The following is a 17,083-nucleotide window of genomic DNA, read 5'->3' as shown; positions in this document are numbered from 1 at the left end:
GGCGTGCGCCGGTCTGTCGGTTGTGCGGTCGCGTGCGCGGGTCGTGACGACCATGAGGGCTCCTGGGATGAATGGCGCCGGAACCCCGTGCGGGGTCCCGGCCGGGGTCGTCAGAACCCGTAGTTGCCGTTCGAGCTGATGTCGCCGTCGATCTGGTCGACCGCGGTGTCGAGGCTGGTCTTGACCGGCGCGCCGTTCATGATGTCCTGGGCGGCCTTCTCGAACGCGCTGGAGATCTTGGGGTAGGCGGGTGTCGGCGGGCGTACCAGTGCGAACGTACGGGAGAAGTCGCTGAAGGCCCGCAGGTCACCGCCGGTCCTGTACTTCTCGGTCAGCGCGGCCGCCTCCTCGGTGGCCGGGATCAGCCCGATCTTGTCGGAGAACTCGGCGAGGTACTTGGGGTTCAGCGAGAACTCCAGGTACTTGCGGGCGCCGTCCTGGTCGGGGCAGGAGTTGGTGATGGACCACTGCCATGACGCTCCGCCGATCTTCGGGCCTTTGCCCAGGTCGGGCGGCGGCAGGAACAGCAGGTCGTCGCCGTAGGCCTTCTGGGCGTCGGCGGCACCCCAGTTGCCGTTCCAGGCCAGGGCGGCCTCGCCCTTCAGGAACGCGACCCGGTCGGTGGCCTCACGCGAGTTGGCGAGTTCGCGGGTGAACAGGCTCTGCCACCACTCACCCCACTTCACGGCCTCGGGGCCGTTGAGCCTGCCTTCGGCGGTGGTCATCGAGGAGCGGTCGATGAGGTCGCCACCGAAGCTCTCCAGCAGGGGGGAGAAGGCGTAGGGCCACCATTCGCCGCCGCCGCCGGTGCCCAGGTCGAGGGCGTAGTCGTACTTGCCCTTGTTCTTCAGCGTGACCAGGGCGCCGTCGAACTCGGCGAGCGTCCAGGGCCGGTCGATGGTCGGGATCCGGATGTCGTGCTTGGTGAGCACCGACCTGCGGGCGTACAGGCCGATCGCCGCGTCGAAGTAGCCGACGGCGTAGATCGTGTCCTTGTACCTGCCGACCGTGCTGGGCAGGAGCTTGCCGACGGTCGCGGCCGGCAGGTCCAGCGGTGCCAGGTACTTCGCCCAGGCCCAGTTCGGGACGGCGGGACCGTCGACGTCCAGCAGACACGGCAGCTTGCCCGACACCGCCGCGCCGGTGACCGCGTCGTTGTAGGCCCCCTGGGGGAACGCCTCGTGGACGACCTTGTACGCGTTCTGCGAGGCGTTGAAGTCGTTGATCACCTTCTGGACCGTCGCGAGTTCCTCGGGGTTGCCCGCCGCGTGGGTCCACAGCTTGATCGTTCTGGGTCCGTCCGGGGCCGTCTCCCCGGAACCACCGGATGAGGAGCATCCGGCGACCAGAGCCGACACGGTGACGGCGGATATGATTCCACCGATGAGGGTGCGTCTCACTACGCCTCCTTGTCATGTCCCATGGCCTGCCAGCCGGGGACGAGATGCGGCTGTCTCCCAGCCGCGGGATTGTGTGTCAAGGTCCGCCGCCGCGCGTCATCGCGGCGGCGGACCGACCGAGTCCCGCCTGATCAGCGGGCAGGGCATGAGGTGGCCCGGGGCCTCCTCGCGAGGTTCGTCCTCGATCAGGTCCAGGAGCCGTCGCGCCGCCCACGCCCCCATCTCGTGGTGGGGGAGAGCGACGGTCGTCAGCGCGGGGAACAGCGCGGGGGCGATCAGGTCCTGGTCGTCGTAGCCGACGACGGACAGGTCCGCGGGGATGGCGAACCCCAGTTCGGCCGCGGCGCGATAGCAGCCCATGGCCATCCGGTCGTTGTAACAGAAGATCGCGGTCGGCGGTTCGGGGAGTTCGAGCAACCGGCGTGCGGCGCGGTAACCGCCCGGGGTGTCACCGTGTTCCGCGGCGACCAGACCCGGCTCGAACGGGATGCCCGCCGCCTCCAGCGCCCGGGTGTAGCCTCCCAGCCGGCCGGAGGCCGCGGGAACCGGCAGTGACTCGGTCGCGAACCCGATACGCCGGTGCCCCGCGCCGATCAGCTCGCCCACCGCGGTGAGCGCGCCCTCGTGCTCGTCCGGCACGACGTGCGGCAGGGCGCCGTCCGTGGGCCTGGCGTCCAGGAGCACGGTCTTGACCGTGGCCAGTGCCGAGGGGACCTCGATCTCCTGGTGGTACATCACCGCGAACAGCACGCCGTCGACCTGCCGCTTCAGCAGTTCGCGCACCGTCTTCTCCTGCACCTCCCGGTCGCCGCCGGTGTTGACCAGGACCAGCAGGTATCCGGCCCGCCACGCCACCTCCTGCGCACCCTGGATCATGCGGCCCGCGAACGGCGTCGTCGCTATCACGTCGCTGACGAAACCGATCGTCCGGGTCCTGCGGGTACGAAGGCTGCGGGCGATGGGGTCGGAGCTGTAGCCCAGCTCCTGCGCCGCGTCGAGGATCCGCTGCCGCGTCTCGGCCGTGACCCGGACCCCGTCGACGTTGTTCAGCACCACCGAGACCGTCGTGGTGCCGACGCCGGCCAGCGCGGCGACGTCCTTGATACGGGGCCGAGGCATCTCACTCCTGAAGAATCGATTCACTGAATCGTTTCTTCATGGTGGCGACGAGACCCCTCCACGGCAAGTGCCTGTTTCCCAACTGTTATGACGAGATTAAGGACCCGCGTCGTGCGACGTGGCGGCGCGGCCGTGCCGCGGGGTCCGGCGCACGCAGCCGCAGGAGTCGCGGTGCATGAACCGGGGCCTCAGCCGGACGGTCCGTGGCGGCTGGTCCGGGTCCGCGATCCGCTCGGCGAGCAGCCTCACGGAGCGGACCGCGATCTCCCCGATCGGCTGGGCGATGGCGGTGAGCCGGGGATGGAAGAGCGACGCCCACTCGAAGTCGTCGAACACCGTCAGCGCGACGTCCTCCGGCACCCGGACGCCGCGCCGGTCCAACGCCCGCATGACGCCGATCGTCATGTGGTTGTTGGCCACGAACAGGGCCGTCGGCGGCTCGGCCAGGTCCATCAGCGCGCCGACGGCCACCTCGGCGGTCTCGGCGTTCGACCGTCCCGTCCCGACCAGGCCGGGATCGAAGGCCAGCCCGGCCCTGGCCAGTCCCGCCTGGTAGCCCCGGAAGCGCTCGGTCGACGTGCTCAACCCGCCCTGGCCTGCGATCATGCCGATCCGGCGGTGCCCGCGTCGCGCGAGGTGCATCACCAGGTACGCGCTGGACTCGACGTTCTCCGTCCCGACCTGGTCGAACCGGGGGGAGGCGCACCGGTCGACCAGCACGGTCGGGATGTTCAGCTGCGACAGGTAGCGCAGTGACGGTGAGCCGGGCCCCCGCGCCTCGGTCGCCAGCAGGATCCCGTCGACCCGCCGCTGGTGCAGCGCCTGGACGACCCTCAGTTCCTCCTCCTGGTCGTCGTGGGTGTCGGTCAGCAGGAGCGTGTAGCCCGCCAGCCTGACCTGCGACTCCAGCGCCGCGACCAGGTCGGCGAAGTAGAAGTTCGAGATCGCCGAGATGGCGAGCCCGATCGACTTCGTGCCGGAGGCGACGAGCGACCGCGCGAGCGTGCCGGCGGCGTACCCGGTCGACTCGACGGCCGCGAGGACCCGTTCCCTCGTCCCGTCGGCCACGAACCGTGTCCCGTTGATCACATGGGACACCGTGGAGACCGAGACACCGGCCTCACGCGCGACATCAGCCATCGTGGCCATGTGAGCTCCTCGATCGAAGCGCTTGCGCAAATGTTTGCGCGCACGTTTTCGCGTGAGCAAGATAACGCCCACGCAATCGGGATGTAACCCCTCGTACATCCCCGAGGAGAAGAACACGAGAGGTTCTCGAGCCCCACCGACGAGTACGTACGGGCAGCGCGGCTCGCGGGGCGGGCGCGCCCGTCGGTACTGGGCCACGACCTGTTCCTCGCGGCCGTCCCGGTCGCCTGGATCAAAGGCACCGGCACCACCGACGAGGTCTCCCCCGACCGCCTTCGCGCTCTCATCGAAAGCGGACACCGCCGGCAGGGCCACCCGGTGCAGGCCACCGGCCGCTCCGTTTCTCGCAGGTCTCCTGCGGGGGCCGGCCGCCACGCCCGTCGCATGCGGTGCGACAGGACCCGTATCTGTCAAGATCAAGATGCGTGCCGGCCTGGCGACAGCATCCTGGGCCACGCCCGTCGGACGTTCGAAGCGCTCTGGTCGACCGGCAGCTTCGATCGATACAAGGAGATGCGACATGAAAATCGGAATTCTGGGTGTCGGGCACATCGGCAAGACCCTGGCCCGGCGGCTGAGCGCGGCGGGACATGAGGTGAAGGTGGCCAACTCGCGCGGCCCGCACACGATCGAGCCCGACGTGCTGGCCTCGGGCGGACATGCGGTCTCGGCAGCCGAGGCGGTGGTCGACGTGGAGGCCGTCATCCTCTCCATCCCTCTGAACCGTCTTCCGCAGATCGCACCGCTGATCATCGGCGTGCCGGCCGATTCGGTCGTCGTCGACACGTCGAACTACTATCCGGCGCGAGACGGCAGGATCGAAGCCGTCGACGCCGGCCAGGTCGAAAGCCTGTGGGTGACCGAACAGCTGGGCCGGCCGGTCGCCAAGGCGTGGAACGCGATCGGTTCGGACTCGTTCGCGAACAAGGGCAAGCCCGCGGGAAGCCCGGATCGCATCGCCATCCCCGTTGCCGCCGACAGCGAAAGGGACCGCGAAGTGGCGATGGCGCTCGTCGAGGACACCGGATTCGACGCCTTCGACGCCGGGACGCTCGCGGAATCGTGGCGGCAGCAGCCCGGTGCGCCCTGCTACTGCACGGACCTCACGCGCGAACGGATGCCGGCCGCGCTGGCGGCGGCACAGGCGGCGCGATTGCCGAAACGGCGCGACCTGGCGGTCGCGGCGATCCAGGAAAGAGTCGGGGACGCCACGACCAATCCGGATGCGGACTACGGCGTCCGCCTGAATCGAGTCCTGTTCATGTGAACCCGAGACGGCTTTCCCGGGGCGGACCCGCCGGTCAGGGCGGCGGGGAACGCGGTGGTACGGGTGGTACGTGGTGGCCGGGCGCGGGGACCTACGGATCGCAGGCGGCCAGGTCCCTCGCCCAGGGCGGGTCGGCCCCGGGGACCGAGCAGGTGAGTGCGGCCACCCGGGAGGCGAAGGCGGCGGCCTCGACGGCCCGCTCCAGGTCGAGGGCCTTGAGCCGTCCACCGAGCAACCCCTCGGTGCCCAGCCGGTGCAGCAGGCCGGCGGTGAAGGAGTCGCCCGCACCGACCGTGTCCACGACCTCGGCCGCGAGCGCGGGAACCCGGGCCCGCGCCCCGTCCACCGAGACGAGCGCGCCGCGGGGGCCGCGGGTGACCACGACCAGCCGGACACCCGCGGCGTGCCACGCGTCGCAGACCCGTTCCGCGGGCTCACCGGGGTGGACGTACTCCAGATCGTCGTCGCTCAGCTTGACGATGTCGGCCAGCGCGCACCAGCGGGGCATCCGCGCCCGGTAGACGGCGGGGTCGACCAGTTCGGCGCGCACGTTGGGATCGATCGAGACGGTCACCGTCTCCGGCAGGGCCGACAGCAGGTTCTCGACGAGCTCGGCTCCCGGGCCGCGGACCAGGGTCAGGGAGCCGGTGTGCAGGCACGCCGCCGACCCGACGCGGTCGGCGGTCAGTTCGGCCGCGCTCCACTGCCAGTCGGCGGCGCCCTCGGCGTGGAAGGAGTATCCGGCCCGGCCCGCGTCGTCCAGGGTGGCCACCGCGAGGGTGCTGGGCTCGGCCGCGGAGACGCAGGCGCTCAGGTCCACCCCTGACGCGTCGAGGTGAGCGCGGAACAGGGCGCCGAAGGCATCGCGGGAGATCCGCCCGAGAAAGCGGGTGCGGGTCCCGAGCCTCGCGAGCGCCACCGCGGTGTTCGTCGGCCCGCCGCCCGGCAGCACGCGCAGGGTCAGCCCGCCTGGCTCGGGACCGTCGACGGGGAAGGCGTCCGCGACGCATTCGCCGAGCACGGTGACCTGGGTGAGTGACATGACCTGCCTTTCCGAGGGCGGACGAGCTTCCGTCGACGTTGCCGACTCGTTACGAGGTGAGGGCATTGACGTTTCGTTCTGCGGAGTTCATCATCACTTGGCAACGGGTGTCAACGTTGACATATGTCAACGTTGACTTCACGTTGCCCCTCATCGGAACAGGGAGTACCCCATGCCTCGTCATATTCGGACCACCCGTGCGCTCGCCGTCTGCGCGGCCACGGCCGCCATCGGCCTGTCGGGCTGCGCAGGCGGCGACGCCGGACCCTCCCAGGCCAAGGAGAGTTCCGGCCCGATCAAGGTCGGCCTCATCACCAAGACCGAGACCAACCCCTTCTTCGTCAAGATGAAGGAGGGGGCCGAGGCCGCCGCGAAGGCCGAGGGCGCGGAGCTGCTGACCGCCGCGGGAAAGTTCGACGGCGACAACGCCGGCCAGATCACCGCGATCGAGAACATGGTCGCCGCCGGGGTGAAGGGCATCCTCCTCACGCCGAGCGACTCCAAGGCGATCGTCCCCGCCGTGAAGAAGGCCCGCTCGGCGGGAGTGATGGTCATCGCGCTGGACAGCCCGACCGAGCCGCAGGACGCCACCGACGCACTGTTCGCCACCGACAATCTCAAGGCCGGGGAGCTCATCGGCCGGTACGCCAAGGCCGTGATGGCCGGTAAGCCCGCCAAGATCGCAACCCTGGACCTCGCGCCGGGCGTCGCGGTCGGACAGCTCCGCCACGACGGCTTCCTCAAGGGGTTCGGCATCGCCGAAGGCGACCCGTCGGTGGTCTGTTCCCAGGACACCGGTGGCGACCAGGCCAAGGGCCAGACCGCCATGGAGAACTGCCTGCAGAAGGCCCCCGGCATCAATGTCGTCTACACCATCAACGAGCCCGCCGCCCTGGGCGCGTACACCGCGCTGAAGGCCAAGGGGCGGGAGAAGGACGTGCTCATCGTCTCGGTCGACGGTGGTTGCACGGGCACCAAGGCGGTACAGAGCGGCCAGATCGCGGCCACCTCGCAGCAGTACCCGCTGAAGATGGCCGAGCAGGGGGTCAAGGCCGTCGTCTCGTACGGGAAGGGCGGCACCAGGACCTCCGGCTACACCGACACCGGCGTCACCCTGATCACCGACAAGAGCGCCGACGGCGTCGACGCCAAGGACACCGCGTTCGGCCTGCAGAACTGCTGGGGCTGACGACGATGACCACGGCGCTCACGCCCTTGAAGCCGCCGGCGACCGCCGGGCCGTCGGCGGCGCGCAGACTGCTGACCACGCCGACCGTCGGGCCACTGGCGGCCCTGCTCCTGGCCTGCGTCTTCTTCTCCTTCAACAGCGAGCAGTTCCTCAGCGGCGGGAACTTCTCACTGATCATCCAGCAGGTGATGGTGGTCGGCACGCTGGCCATCGGGCAGACGCTGGTCATCCTCACCGCCGGGATCGACCTGTCCAACGGGGCGATCATGGCGTTCGGCGGCGTCCTGATGGCCAGGCTCGCCGCGGACGGCGTCGTGCCGCCGCTGGTCGCGATCGCGCTCGGGTTGCTGGTGTGCGCCGCCTTCGGCGCGGTCAACGGACTGCTGGTCACCGCGATCCCCCTGCCGCCGTTCATCGTCACGCTGGGGATGCTCAACGTGGCCTTCGCCCTCACCCACATCTACTCACAGGACCAGACGGTGGTGAACCTGCCCGCGCCGCTGACCACGCTGGGCGAGACCTTCGCCGTCGGCGACACCCAGGTGACCTACGGCTCACTGCTGACGATCCTGTTGTTCCTGTTCTTCGCCTACCTGCTCGGACAGACCGCCTGGGGACGGCACGTCTACGCCCTCGGCAACAGCCCCGAGGTCGCCCGGCTCACCGGCATCCGCACCGCCCGCCTCACCGTCGGCGTCTACACCGTCGCCGGCCTCGTGTACGGCATCGCCGCGCTGCTGCTGGTCTCCCGGACCGGTGTCGGCGACCCCCAGGCGGGGCAGACCGACAACCTCGACAGCATCACCGCCGTGGTGCTCGGCGGCACCAGCCTGTTCGGCGGCCGGGGCCTGGTGCTCGGCACCCTGGTCGGCGCGCTGATCGTCGGTGTCTTCCGTAACGGTCTGCAGCTCATGGGCGTGCCCTCCATCTACCAGACCCTGATCACCGGCGTGCTCGTCATCCTTGCCGTCACCGTGGACCAGCTCTCCCGCAGGAGGATCTGATGACCGACACCCCGCCGGTCCCGGTCCTGCAGGCACGCGGCCTGGTCAAGCGATACGGACACGTGACCGCGCTCGACGGCGTGGACTTCGACCTGCTGCCCGGTGAGGTGCTCGCCGTCATCGGCGACAACGGCGCCGGCAAGTCAAGCCTGATCAAGGCGCTGACCGGCGCGCTCCAGCCGGACGAGGGCGAGATCCTGCTCGACGGGAGACCGGTCCGGTTCCGCGACCCCCTGGACGCGCGCCGGCACGGCATCGAGACCGTCTACCAGGACCTGGCCGTCGCGGCCTCCCTCGACATCGCCAGCAACATGTTCCTCGGCCGCGAGGTCCGCAGGCCCGGCCTGCTGGGCAAGGTGTTCCGGATGCTCGACCACAGGCGGATGCGGGAGGAGTCGGCCCGGCACATGGCCGACCTCAAGATCGGTCTCCGGTCGCTCACCCAGCCGGTGGAGACGCTCTCCGGCGGACAGCGGCAGGGGGTGGCCGTGGCCCGCGCGGTGGCCTGGGCCCGGCACGTCGTGGTCATGGACGAGCCCACCGCGGCCCTGGGGGTCAAGGAGTCAGGGCAGGTCCTCGACATGATCCGCCGAGTCCGCGACCGCGGGCTGCCGGTGATCCTGATCAGCCACAACATGCCGCACGTCTTCGAGATCGCCGACCGCGTCCACATCCAGCGGCTCGGCCGCAGGGTCGGCCTCATCAGACCGGACGACCACGACATGGCCGAGGTCGTCTCGATCATGACGGGCGCGCTGCGGCTGGAACCGGACGAGGACGACCCCGTCGCCGGCCGGAAGGCGGTCCGTGTCTCCGAGGCCTCCGAGCCCTCCTGACGGCCGCCACACCGCGGGCGCCCGAGCACCCTCTAGCCTGTCCTCGACGCACTGGTGACGACGAAGAAGAACGGTGGCCCATGTCCAAGGCACGCCGCGCGACCATGAGCGACGTGGCCCGGGAGGTCGGCGTCACCGCCAAGACCGTCTCCCGGGTGGTCAACGGCGAAGGCCCGGTGTCGGCCGAGACCCGCGCACGCGTCCTGGAGGCCATGGACAGGCTGGGGTTCCAGCCCAACCTGATGGCGCGGAACATGCGGGTCGGCGCGCGGGACTCCACGATCGGGCTGGTCATCCCGGACATGGGCAACCCGTTCTTCGGCACCGTCGCGGGAGGGATCGAGGGCGCGGTCCGGCCGCGCGGACTCACCCTGCTCGTCGGATCCTCGGAGGAGACCGCGGAAGGCGAGCGCTCGCTGATCTCCACCTTCCTGGCGCGCAGGGTCACCGCGCTGCTCGTGGTGCCCTCGGCCGACAGCGATCACCACCCCCTGCGGGCGGAACGGGCGGCGGGTCTGCCGATCGTCTTCCTGGACCGGCCCCCGAACAGGCTCACCGCGGACTGCGTGGTCAGCGCCAACCGGGAGGGGGCCCGGTCCGGCGTCGCCCACCTGATCACGCACGGCCACCGCCGGATCGCGTTCATCGGTGACCTCCCGACGCTGTACACGAGGCGGGAGCGGTTCCAGGGATACCGGGACGCCCTGGCGAAGGCGGGCATTCCCCTCGATCGTGCGCTGGTGGAGACCGGGCACGACCACGAGGCCGCGGCGGCGGCCGTCGTCCGCCTGCTCGCCCGGAAGGACCCGGTGACGGCCGTCTTCGCGGCCAACAACTTCGCCGCGACCGGGGTCGTCCTCGGACTGGCCAGGCTCGGCCGACGGGACGTGGCCCTCGTCGGGTTCGACGACCTCCCGCTCGCCGAGGTGCTCCAACCCGCCCTGACCGTGGTCGCCCAGGACTCCGCAGCGATCGGGAGAGCCGCCGCCGAACTGCTGATGGCCCGCTTGGACGGCGACCGCTCCAAGGCCCGGACGGTCGAGGTCCCGACCCGGCTGATCGTCCGCGGTTCCGGAGAAATGCCGCCCGCCGTCTGAGAAGGCATTCCGGCGGCCGACCGGTTCTGGATCGCAGCCGGTCACCAGGGCGGAGCCAGAGCGTCGCGGCCGCCCGGACCATGCCTCGTGACGTCGTGCGAATCGGTGAGAGTCGTCGCCTCGCCGTGCTCCCGTACCGGCCGGGAGATTTTGGCAGTGAACCCTTTTGTTTGGCAGGAATCACGGTGGAGCGTGGCCGGAGCCGATGGCTAGCTTGGACGGAATCGCAGAACGACACGAAAGAGGTGCTGAAGAAGCATGCGTGCGAAGATTCTTGCGGCGATCGGCGGAACCCTGGCCGCCCTGGCGCTGACCGCCGCGCCGGCGTCCGCCGGCACCACCGCGACCCCCGGCAGCACGGCCGGGGTCGGAACGCTGGCCTGCGGCTGGGACCCCCGGGGAGCCGTCGCCTATTACAACCACTGCAACACCGACTGGGTCCTCATCCGCGTCGAGCGGACCTTCGAACGGCCCGGATACGACCAGTGCGTCCGGCCGGGGGTGACCACGCTCGGCATGCTGTACGACATCAAGTACGCCTGGGCCAAGGGTCCTTGCTGAATCGGCCCCTATGGCGGCGGAGGCCGGGGAACAATGGCCGACGGCGGCTCATCCGAGGGTGTACGAGCGGTCCCTGCACCGGCTGACGGCGGCCATGCGGACGGGCCACGGGGCCGTCACCGTGCGATCCACAGCCAGGCATCGGCCGCGAAGCCCTTGTTGGCCACGTCGCAGGACGTGAACTCGAACGGGTCGAGCTCGGGGTGTCCCTCACGCACCGTGTACCTGTGGAGCAGGTCCGAGACCAGGACCGCGAGGTCGGCCCGGGGGTGCTCGCGAACGGCCCGGCGCAGTGCCTCGCTGTCGAGCATGCGGTTGACCTCGACGATGCTGGAACCGGAGTAGCCGAGCACCGCGATCCCCACGGGGCCGAGGACCACGGCCATGCGCACTCTCATGCGGTCGTCATGGCGACGGTTGTCCCGTGCCAGGTGATCGCGCCAGGCGTGCAGCAGGCGGGGCAGCGCGGTGTGCAGTTCCAGGGCCTGCGGCAGGAAGACGTTCATGCCGTCACCGGTGCCCTGCCGGTCGGTCGCGGCGACGTCGACGTCCAGCTCGTCCATCGTCCGGACGAAGATCGCCTCCAGCCGTTCCTGCAGCTCCTTCCTCTTCGGGGCGGACCGGCCGCTGTATCCGACGATGTCCACGGCGAAGCCCATCCGGACCAGCTCACGCCCGGGATCCTCGCGGTCGCGCGCTCCCGGCCGGCGTTCCCGTCCCCGGCGTCCGCTCAGGAACTCCAGGTCGGACCTGACGGCCTCGGCCTGCCGGCGGAGCAGACCGCGGGCGAGGATCGTGCTCGAAGCGCTCACGAGCTCGACGTCGGCCGTGTCGAGGATGCCGAGCCTGCGGTCGTTGTGGACGACGACGTCCCTCAGCTCACCGTGGCCGACGGTGACCGTGCCGGAGTGCCGGTACCCCGCGTCGAGGTCGGCCAGACGGGTACGCCGATCGCTCAGCACGATGACGGCCGATCCGGGCGTGGAGCCGGAAAGCCGGCAGGGAGCCAGGCGGACGAAGTTCTCGTGCTCGTCGAGCAGGCGCATCGCGACGCCGGCCAGGTTGTCCTTGTTGCCGAACGCGCGCTGCGGAAAGAGGAGCTGCTCGTCCAGCGCGCGGTTGATCAACGTACGGTCGCGCGGGATCGCGTCAGGGGGGCGATGTGTGTCCACGTTGTTCCCGTGCCGAGGAGAGGACGTTCCGGTACGACGATACGGTGATCTCGCGGGAGACGCCGGTCGTCTCCCATGACGACGAGGGGCGTGCCGTCGCGCCGTACCCCTCGCCGGTCTTCGTGAGGCGGCCGGTCAGCCGATGCGCAGCGGGAGGGTGCGCGGCCCGCGGACCTGGCCCGTCGCCCAGGTCACCGCCGCCGGGTCGTCCAGGCCGAAGACCGGGACGCGCTCCAGCCAGACCTCGAGGGCGACCCGCAGCTCCATCCGGGCCAGGTGCGAGCCCGCGCAGCGGTGGATGCCCAGGCCGAACGCGGCGTGCCGGTTGACCTCGCGGTCGATGACGACCTCGTCCGCCCGGTCGAACTGCGCCGGGTCGCGGTTGGCCGCCGGGAACGACAGCAGGACCCAGTCGTCGGCCTTCATGTCGACGCCGTGCCAGTGCATGTCCTCCTTGACCAGCCGGGCCATCGTGACCGGCGCGTAGGCCCGGAGGAACTCCTCCATGGCGGCCGGCAGCAGGGCGGGCTCGGCGACCAGGCGCTCGCGGTCGGCCGGTGTTCTGGCCAGATGCCACAGCGAGGCGCCGATCGCGCTCCACGTCGTGTCGATGCCGGCGATGAGCAGCAGCGCCATCGTGCCCGCCACGTGGAACGGCTCCAGCTTCCGGCCGTACAGCTCCGCGTTGACGAGGTAGGTCGTGAGGTCGTCCCGCGGGTTGTCGACGTGGTCGCGGATCTGCTCCAGCAGGTAGCCGAACAGCTTCTCCATCCGGGGACCGCGCTCCTCGGGCGGCAGGTTGACGCCCTCCAGCGCGTTCTCGACGAACTCGCGGAACCGCGGCCCGTCCTCGGGCGGGAAGCCCAGCATGTCGGCGATGACGCGCGTCGGGATGTGCTGGGCGTAGTCACGGGCGGCGTCGATGACGTCCTGCCCCTCCAGCGCGTCGAGGAGCGAGTGGCAGAACGCCCGTGTCGCCGGCTCCTGCCTGGAGACCACCGACTTGGTGAACATCGGCAGCAGCAGCTTGCGCGCGTCGTGGTGGAAGGGCGGGTCGGAGGAGATCGGAGGCGTGCCGCCCACCGGCGCCGCCTCGAGCGGCGGGCGGAAGTTGCTCACGATGATCGACCGGGAGGAGAAGCGCTCGGTGTCGTAGGCGATGGCCGCGACGTCCTCGTAGCGGGTCGGCAGCCACGCGCCGCCGAACCGGTCGGTGTGCGCGATCGGGCAGCGTTGCCGCAGGTCGTCCTGGATCGGGTACGGGTCGGCCGCCCACTCCGGCTCGGTGTGGGAGAAGTCGGTCGCCCAGTCGGAGACCGGCCCGGTGACGGCCTCGTTGCGCACGCCGTCGGGCCGGTTCCGCATCCTCTTCTCGAACTCCTGCTGCTGGAAGCGGTCGTCGACGGTCATGTGGCGCTCTCCTGGAGGATCTCGATCGTTCTTTCCGGGCAGTTCGCCACGGCGAGGCGCGCCGCCTGCTCCTCGTGCGGCGGCACGACGCCGTCGCCGAGGACCCGCCCGTAGCCCTCGTCGTCCTCGCCGAACAGGCCGGGGGCGAGGTCGTAGCAGCGGCCGTGTCCCTGACATCGCCCGGGGTCGATCCTTACTCTCACCGCGGGGCTCCCCTCTGTGCCGTGGTACCGGCCCCTCCGTGCCGCGGGCCTGCGGGTGCCGAGGGCCGTGCCGCGGTGCCGGCAGGGGCCGAGGGCTGCGCCGCGGTGCCGGAGGGGGCCAGGGCGGCGACGAGACGGGCGAGCAACGCGGCCCATTCCCCGTCGTCGACCCGGTGCAGGTCGGGTGTGACGAGCGCACTGCCCATCGCGAGCAGCAGGCAGAAATGCGACAGCGCGTCCGGCGACAGCGTGCCGTCCACCTCGCCGTCGTTCTGGGCGGCGCGGACGAGGCCGGTGAGCCGGTCGGCGCGCTCGCCGACGTAGTCGCGCATCGGCCGGGCGACGTCCTCGTCGCGGCGCGCCGCCACGAGGGCCTCGACGATGAGGTAGCCGTGGGCGTCGCGCCGGCGCGGAAGCCCGCGGCCGACGACGGCCAGCAGCTCCGTGATCGGCCGGTCCGGGTCGGCGGCGAACAGTCTGGCCAGCAACTGCGGCCCGTGCGCGCGCAGCGCGGCCACCAGCAACTCGGCCTTCGAGCCGAAGTGGGCGTACAGGGCGCCGTTGCTCACCCCCGCCGCCGCGGCGATGTCGGCCACCCGCGTGCCGTCGTAGCCGCGCCGGGCGAAGACCTCGGCCGCCGCTCGCAGCAGCCGCTCCCTGGTCTCGGCGGCGGTGACACCCGCGATACGCCCCATGGGGTAATTAAAAGAACGTTCATTTGATATGTCAACGGCCCTACGGGACGGCGGTGGTCGTCTGGGGCCCTTGCAGATGCCAGTACGGCACGGAGGATGTCAGCGGACCTGGCAACAGGTGTTCTTCGGCAGCTGGGCATGCCCCAAGTGCCTGGAGGCTTCGAGCGAAGGCGAGCACGGTCACACCACTGTGACGCTTGAGCTCGCATCGGTCGGAAATGTCAGTACATGATCATACTCTTGCCGACCATGACCACCACTCGCACCGTCTCGTTCGGCCTCTGGGTTCACTACGGGCAGGCATATCTCGTCGACGACACCGACGACAACAACGGCTACGCAAATTTCGCCGATGACCATCCCGATCACCCCGTCGGAATCATTCGCGTGGAGGACGGCGCCGCTCTCCTGCTCACGGGTACACACACGGGCACCCTTGGCTTCTCGGCGACCGTAGCCGACCAGGATCCGGGAGCGGACATCGACGGGTATGAGGACATTGTGGAGATCAGCTTCCGGTCCGAGGCCGGACGGTTCTCGCTATGTGAGTGGGGAGGCGAAGACGTTCACGAAATATCCGAGCTGCCCTCGGGGCCAGGGTGATATCGGTTGCGCTATCACGCCGTGAACATGGACGAGGAAGCGGAAGATCGCTATCTGCTGCAGATCTGGCCACAGCCTGAGTCCATTCCTCGGGTGGTCAAAAGCACGAGCGCGCAACTTGCCTACTGGCGCAGCGCGGGCTGACGTCCCGGCTTCAGGAGGATTCTGATCATGTCCGATGCCGACTTCACCCCCCTCCGCGTCACCTACCGGACGCCCACGCTCGGCCGTACTCAGATCCGGGACTGGGCGAGAGCGAACGGCTACCCGGTCAGTGAGCGTGGCCGGATGGCTCCAGAAATCACCGAGGCCTTCTTCGCCGCCCACCCCGAGATCTTCGAGCAGGCGAGCACGTTCGAGATGGTCCACGCCACCGCCAGGACCCCCGGCGCGTCGCCAGAAGATTACGGGTGGGAAGAAGGCAGCGGGCTCGGCGAGATCTACACGATTGTCTTCGTCCGCGGGCTCGACGAGCACGAGGTGCTCCGCCGGCTCGGTGCTGCGGACGAGGACATCCGGCTCATCGGAGACGAGGACTACTCCCAGCCGGAAGGGCCTGAGGTCATCACTGTGAGGCGAATCGGGGACTGGACCGTCGCGATCGAGGATTGCGGTTGGCGTGGCTCGCACAGGGAGGCTCTCTGTCCCCTCTCCCGCGACGGAGGGGAAGCGGTGGCGGTGATGCGGCACAACTACGCCGCCCGGCACTGTCTCTCCTATGCCGTCGACGGCGAGTACATCACCGACATCAACCCGACTTTTCCCATCCAGAGGCATGGCGCAGATCCCGATCGGCTCAACCGATACCTTCGTGAGCTGGGCCTCGATCCGGCCGCCGACGACCACATCGACAACCCCATTCCGGCGGCCTTGGCGGTCGCGAGCAGGATCACCGGCGTCATAGTCATCCCGCAACACCTTCGCCGCCCCATCCTCGGGGCGGCCATACCCGGTGCCTATTTCTGACGCGGCCAAGTCGTGGAGAGGGGTCAGGAGCAGCGGCGGTCACGCCCCCGTTGCAGAATCTGGCCGAATGTTATTCGGATTGCACTGTCACTTTGAATGACGTTCGGCAGGCTTGATTAGACGTCGGCCTAAATGACACCGCCCAGGTCGAGACCAGGACCTACTGTCATCTCCGCTGCGTCCAGACAGTTGTCTGGCGCCGTCGAGCGTGAGAGTTCGGCGCGGATCTTGAGAGTCGGCTTGAGAGCGAGGAGTCGAAGATGAGAATCGAGGACCTCGACCTCCCTGAAGCCGCACTGCTCCTGGCCGGCGAAGGACTACGCCGATGACAGACGACTGAAGGCGTCCTTATGCCCCTGCAGTGAGCACATTTGCAGGCAACAAAATCACGATCAGCGGTGTCCCTCACCCAGAAACTGCCGCGCGCCACGCAGTTCGGTCCGAAGCCGCCCTTGAGTCATGTCGCACCGCAGGCGCACGTCCATCGGACCGGCCAAGCCGGCCTCCGCGCGCAGCCCTGAAGGCACCTTGTCCACGTCGAGTCCGTCGCGTCGGGCGATGAGCAGCCCCAGCTCGTACCGGCTCACCGCATCGGCTCCGGCGACGTGGTGGGTGCCGTGATACCTGGACGCGGCGAGTTCGAGGAGAGCTGCAGCGAGATCGGCGACATGCACGGGACATCGCACATCGTCGGTGAACAGCATTCCCCTGACCCCGCCGCCGGCCAGTCGATGCACCAGCGCCTCGTGCGGAGAACCGCCGTCACCGATGATCAGGGATGTCCGAACTACCGCTGAGTTCGCCACGATGGCGTCCACTGCCGTCTCGGCGGCGGCTTTGGCGGCACCGTAGGGGGTGATCGGGTCGGGAACGCTCGTCTCGTCATAGTGAGTCATCGCTCCGGAGAAGACCGCGTCGCTGGACACGTGAACCAGGCGCCCGCCTGCCGCGAAGGTGGCGAGGGCCACGTTCGCGGCACCGGCCGCCGTGGTCGCCCAGTCCGTCTGCCGGTACGCGACATTGACCACCACCTCTGGCCGCCACGCGCCGATCAGGGCGCCGGCCTCCTCGCGGTGGCGTACATCGAGAGGCAGCCACTCGACACCCGCGATCTCTCCTGATCGGGTCAGGTAGGTCCCGGCCACCTCGTGCCCGGCCGTCAGGCACCGCCGGGCGAGCTCGCCGCCGAGAAAACCGCTGCCACCGACGATGAGGATCCGCATCGGCGGCCACCATAGTCGCTCATGTTCAACCGGCGTTCGATCCGGCACCCATGGTGCTGTATCGGTTGCAGCGCGCGGCCGGTCGATCATGATGGGCTGCGACTTCAGGCACGGGACTCGCAGAACAGCCGGTACCCACTTGGCGAC

General features: G+C 69.6%; 18 protein-coding genes. 9 read left to right on the top strand and 9 right to left on the bottom strand.

All coding sequences use genetic code 11. The annotated features are described in order from the left end of the window. Nucleotides 1–110: 110 nt before the first annotated feature. From ACIBCT_RS06725 to ACIBCT_RS06715, 3 genes are all read right to left on the bottom strand, one after another. Nucleotides 111–1,400 carry an extracellular solute-binding protein gene (locus ACIBCT_RS06725; protein ID WP_399186407.1) on the bottom strand — a complete coding sequence of 430 codons (1,290 nt, stop codon included), beginning with the start codon at nt 1,398–1,400 and terminating at the stop codon, nt 111–113. 96 nt (nt 1,401–1,496) lie between these two features. Then, the gene (locus ACIBCT_RS06720) at nt 1,497–2,519 is read right to left on the bottom strand and encodes a LacI family DNA-binding transcriptional regulator (protein WP_399186406.1); all 1,023 of its coding nucleotides are present in this window, start codon (nt 2,517–2,519) and stop codon (nt 1,497–1,499) included. A gap of 96 nt (nt 2,520–2,615) precedes the next feature. Further along, nucleotides 2,616–3,668 carry a LacI family DNA-binding transcriptional regulator gene (locus ACIBCT_RS06715; RefSeq protein ID WP_399186405.1) on the bottom strand — a complete coding sequence of 351 codons (1,053 nt, stop codon included), beginning with the start codon at nt 3,666–3,668 and terminating at the stop codon, nt 2,616–2,618. A gap of 520 nt (nt 3,669–4,188) precedes the next feature. Here ACIBCT_RS06715 and ACIBCT_RS06710 point away from each other — a divergent pair. After that, the gene (locus ACIBCT_RS06710; RefSeq protein ID WP_399186404.1) at nt 4,189–4,935 is read left to right on the top strand and encodes an NADPH-dependent F420 reductase; all 747 of its coding nucleotides are present in this window, start codon (nt 4,189–4,191) and stop codon (nt 4,933–4,935) included. 91 nt (nt 4,936–5,026) lie between these two features. Here the strand turns inward: ACIBCT_RS06710 and ACIBCT_RS06705 are convergent, their stop codons facing one another. Further along, nucleotides 5,027–5,977, bottom strand: coding sequence for a carbohydrate kinase (locus ACIBCT_RS06705; protein ID WP_399186403.1), 951 nt, complete (start codon nt 5,975–5,977; stop codon nt 5,027–5,029). 172 nt (nt 5,978–6,149) lie between these two features. On the opposite strand from ACIBCT_RS06705, the gene ACIBCT_RS06700 reads away from it, so the two are divergent. The 5 genes from ACIBCT_RS06700 (at nt 6,150) to ACIBCT_RS06680 (ending at nt 10,664) form a co-directional block, all read left to right on the top strand. Further along, nucleotides 6,150–7,166 (top strand): sugar ABC transporter substrate-binding protein, encoded by a 1,017-nt coding sequence (locus tag ACIBCT_RS06700; RefSeq protein ID WP_399186402.1) that lies wholly within the window; start codon nt 6,150–6,152, stop codon nt 7,164–7,166. Between the two features lie 5 nt (nt 7,167–7,171). Continuing rightward, nucleotides 7,172–8,170 carry an ABC transporter permease gene (locus tag ACIBCT_RS06695; RefSeq protein ID WP_399186401.1) on the top strand — a complete coding sequence of 333 codons (999 nt, stop codon included), beginning with the start codon at nt 7,172–7,174 and terminating at the stop codon, nt 8,168–8,170. Then, nucleotides 8,170–9,006 carry an ATP-binding cassette domain-containing protein gene (locus ACIBCT_RS06690; RefSeq protein ID WP_399186400.1) on the top strand — a complete coding sequence of 279 codons (837 nt, stop codon included), beginning with the start codon at nt 8,170–8,172 and terminating at the stop codon, nt 9,004–9,006. Before ACIBCT_RS06695 ends, ACIBCT_RS06690 begins: the two co-directional genes overlap by 1 nt. Before the next feature lie 80 nt (nt 9,007–9,086). Further along, nucleotides 9,087–10,103: a LacI family DNA-binding transcriptional regulator gene (locus ACIBCT_RS06685; RefSeq protein WP_399186399.1), complete on the top strand. Its 1,017-nt coding sequence runs from the start codon at nt 9,087–9,089 to the stop codon at nt 10,101–10,103. A gap of 258 nt (nt 10,104–10,361) precedes the next feature. Continuing rightward, nucleotides 10,362–10,664, top strand: coding sequence for a DUF6355 family natural product biosynthesis protein (locus ACIBCT_RS06680; protein WP_399186398.1), 303 nt, complete (start codon nt 10,362–10,364; stop codon nt 10,662–10,664). 116 nt (nt 10,665–10,780) lie between these two features. Here ACIBCT_RS06680 and ACIBCT_RS06675 read toward each other — a convergent pair whose 3' ends face one another. From ACIBCT_RS06675 to ACIBCT_RS06660, 4 genes are all read right to left on the bottom strand, one after another. Beyond that, entirely contained in the window at nt 10,781–11,836 is a 1,056-nt protein-coding gene (locus ACIBCT_RS06675; protein ID WP_399186397.1) for a hypothetical protein, read from the bottom strand. Nucleotides 11,837–11,971: 135 nt separating this feature from the next. After that, the gene (locus ACIBCT_RS06670; protein ID WP_399186396.1) at nt 11,972–13,246 is read right to left on the bottom strand and encodes a cytochrome P450; all 1,275 of its coding nucleotides are present in this window, start codon (nt 13,244–13,246) and stop codon (nt 11,972–11,974) included. Next, nucleotides 13,243–13,449 carry a ferredoxin gene (locus tag ACIBCT_RS06665; protein ID WP_399186395.1) on the bottom strand — a complete coding sequence of 69 codons (207 nt, stop codon included), beginning with the start codon at nt 13,447–13,449 and terminating at the stop codon, nt 13,243–13,245. The genes ACIBCT_RS06670 and ACIBCT_RS06665 overlap by 4 nt, the downstream gene beginning before the upstream one ends. After that, nucleotides 13,446–14,144 carry a TetR/AcrR family transcriptional regulator gene (locus ACIBCT_RS06660; protein WP_399186394.1) on the bottom strand — a complete coding sequence of 233 codons (699 nt, stop codon included), beginning with the start codon at nt 14,142–14,144 and terminating at the stop codon, nt 13,446–13,448. The genes ACIBCT_RS06665 and ACIBCT_RS06660 overlap by 4 nt, the downstream gene beginning before the upstream one ends. A 249-nt stretch (nt 14,145–14,393) precedes the next feature. Here ACIBCT_RS06660 and ACIBCT_RS06655 point away from each other — a divergent pair, with 249 nt between their 5' ends. Genes ACIBCT_RS06655 through ACIBCT_RS06645 form a run of 3 tightly spaced genes read left to right on the top strand, consistent with a single transcriptional unit; the run spans nt 14,394 to nt 15,713 of the window. After that, on the top strand, nt 14,394–14,747 hold the full coding sequence (locus tag ACIBCT_RS06655; RefSeq protein WP_399186393.1) for a hypothetical protein: 354 nt from the start codon (nt 14,394–14,396) through the stop codon (nt 14,745–14,747). Nucleotides 14,748–14,768: 21 nt separating this feature from the next. After that, complete coding sequence (locus tag ACIBCT_RS06650; RefSeq protein ID WP_399186392.1) at nt 14,769–14,891, top strand: hypothetical protein; 123 nt, start codon at nt 14,769–14,771, stop codon at nt 14,889–14,891. 27 nt (nt 14,892–14,918) lie between these two features. After that, entirely contained in the window at nt 14,919–15,713 is a 795-nt protein-coding gene (locus ACIBCT_RS06645; protein ID WP_399186391.1) for a DUF6461 domain-containing protein, read from the top strand. A 392-nt stretch (nt 15,714–16,105) separates the two neighbouring features. Here the strand turns inward: ACIBCT_RS06645 and ACIBCT_RS06640 are convergent, their stop codons facing one another. Next, nucleotides 16,106–16,936: a sugar nucleotide-binding protein gene (locus ACIBCT_RS06640; protein WP_399186390.1), complete on the bottom strand. Its 831-nt coding sequence runs from the start codon at nt 16,934–16,936 to the stop codon at nt 16,106–16,108. Between the last annotated feature and the right edge of the window lie 147 nt (nt 16,937–17,083).

The sequence above is a fragment of the Streptosporangium sp. NPDC050855 genome (genome assembly GCF_044456585.1).
Taxonomy (GTDB): domain Bacteria; phylum Actinomycetota; class Actinomycetes; order Streptosporangiales; family Streptosporangiaceae; genus Streptosporangium; species Streptosporangium longisporum.
This window is presented reverse-complemented; position numbering and strand designations above follow the sequence as displayed.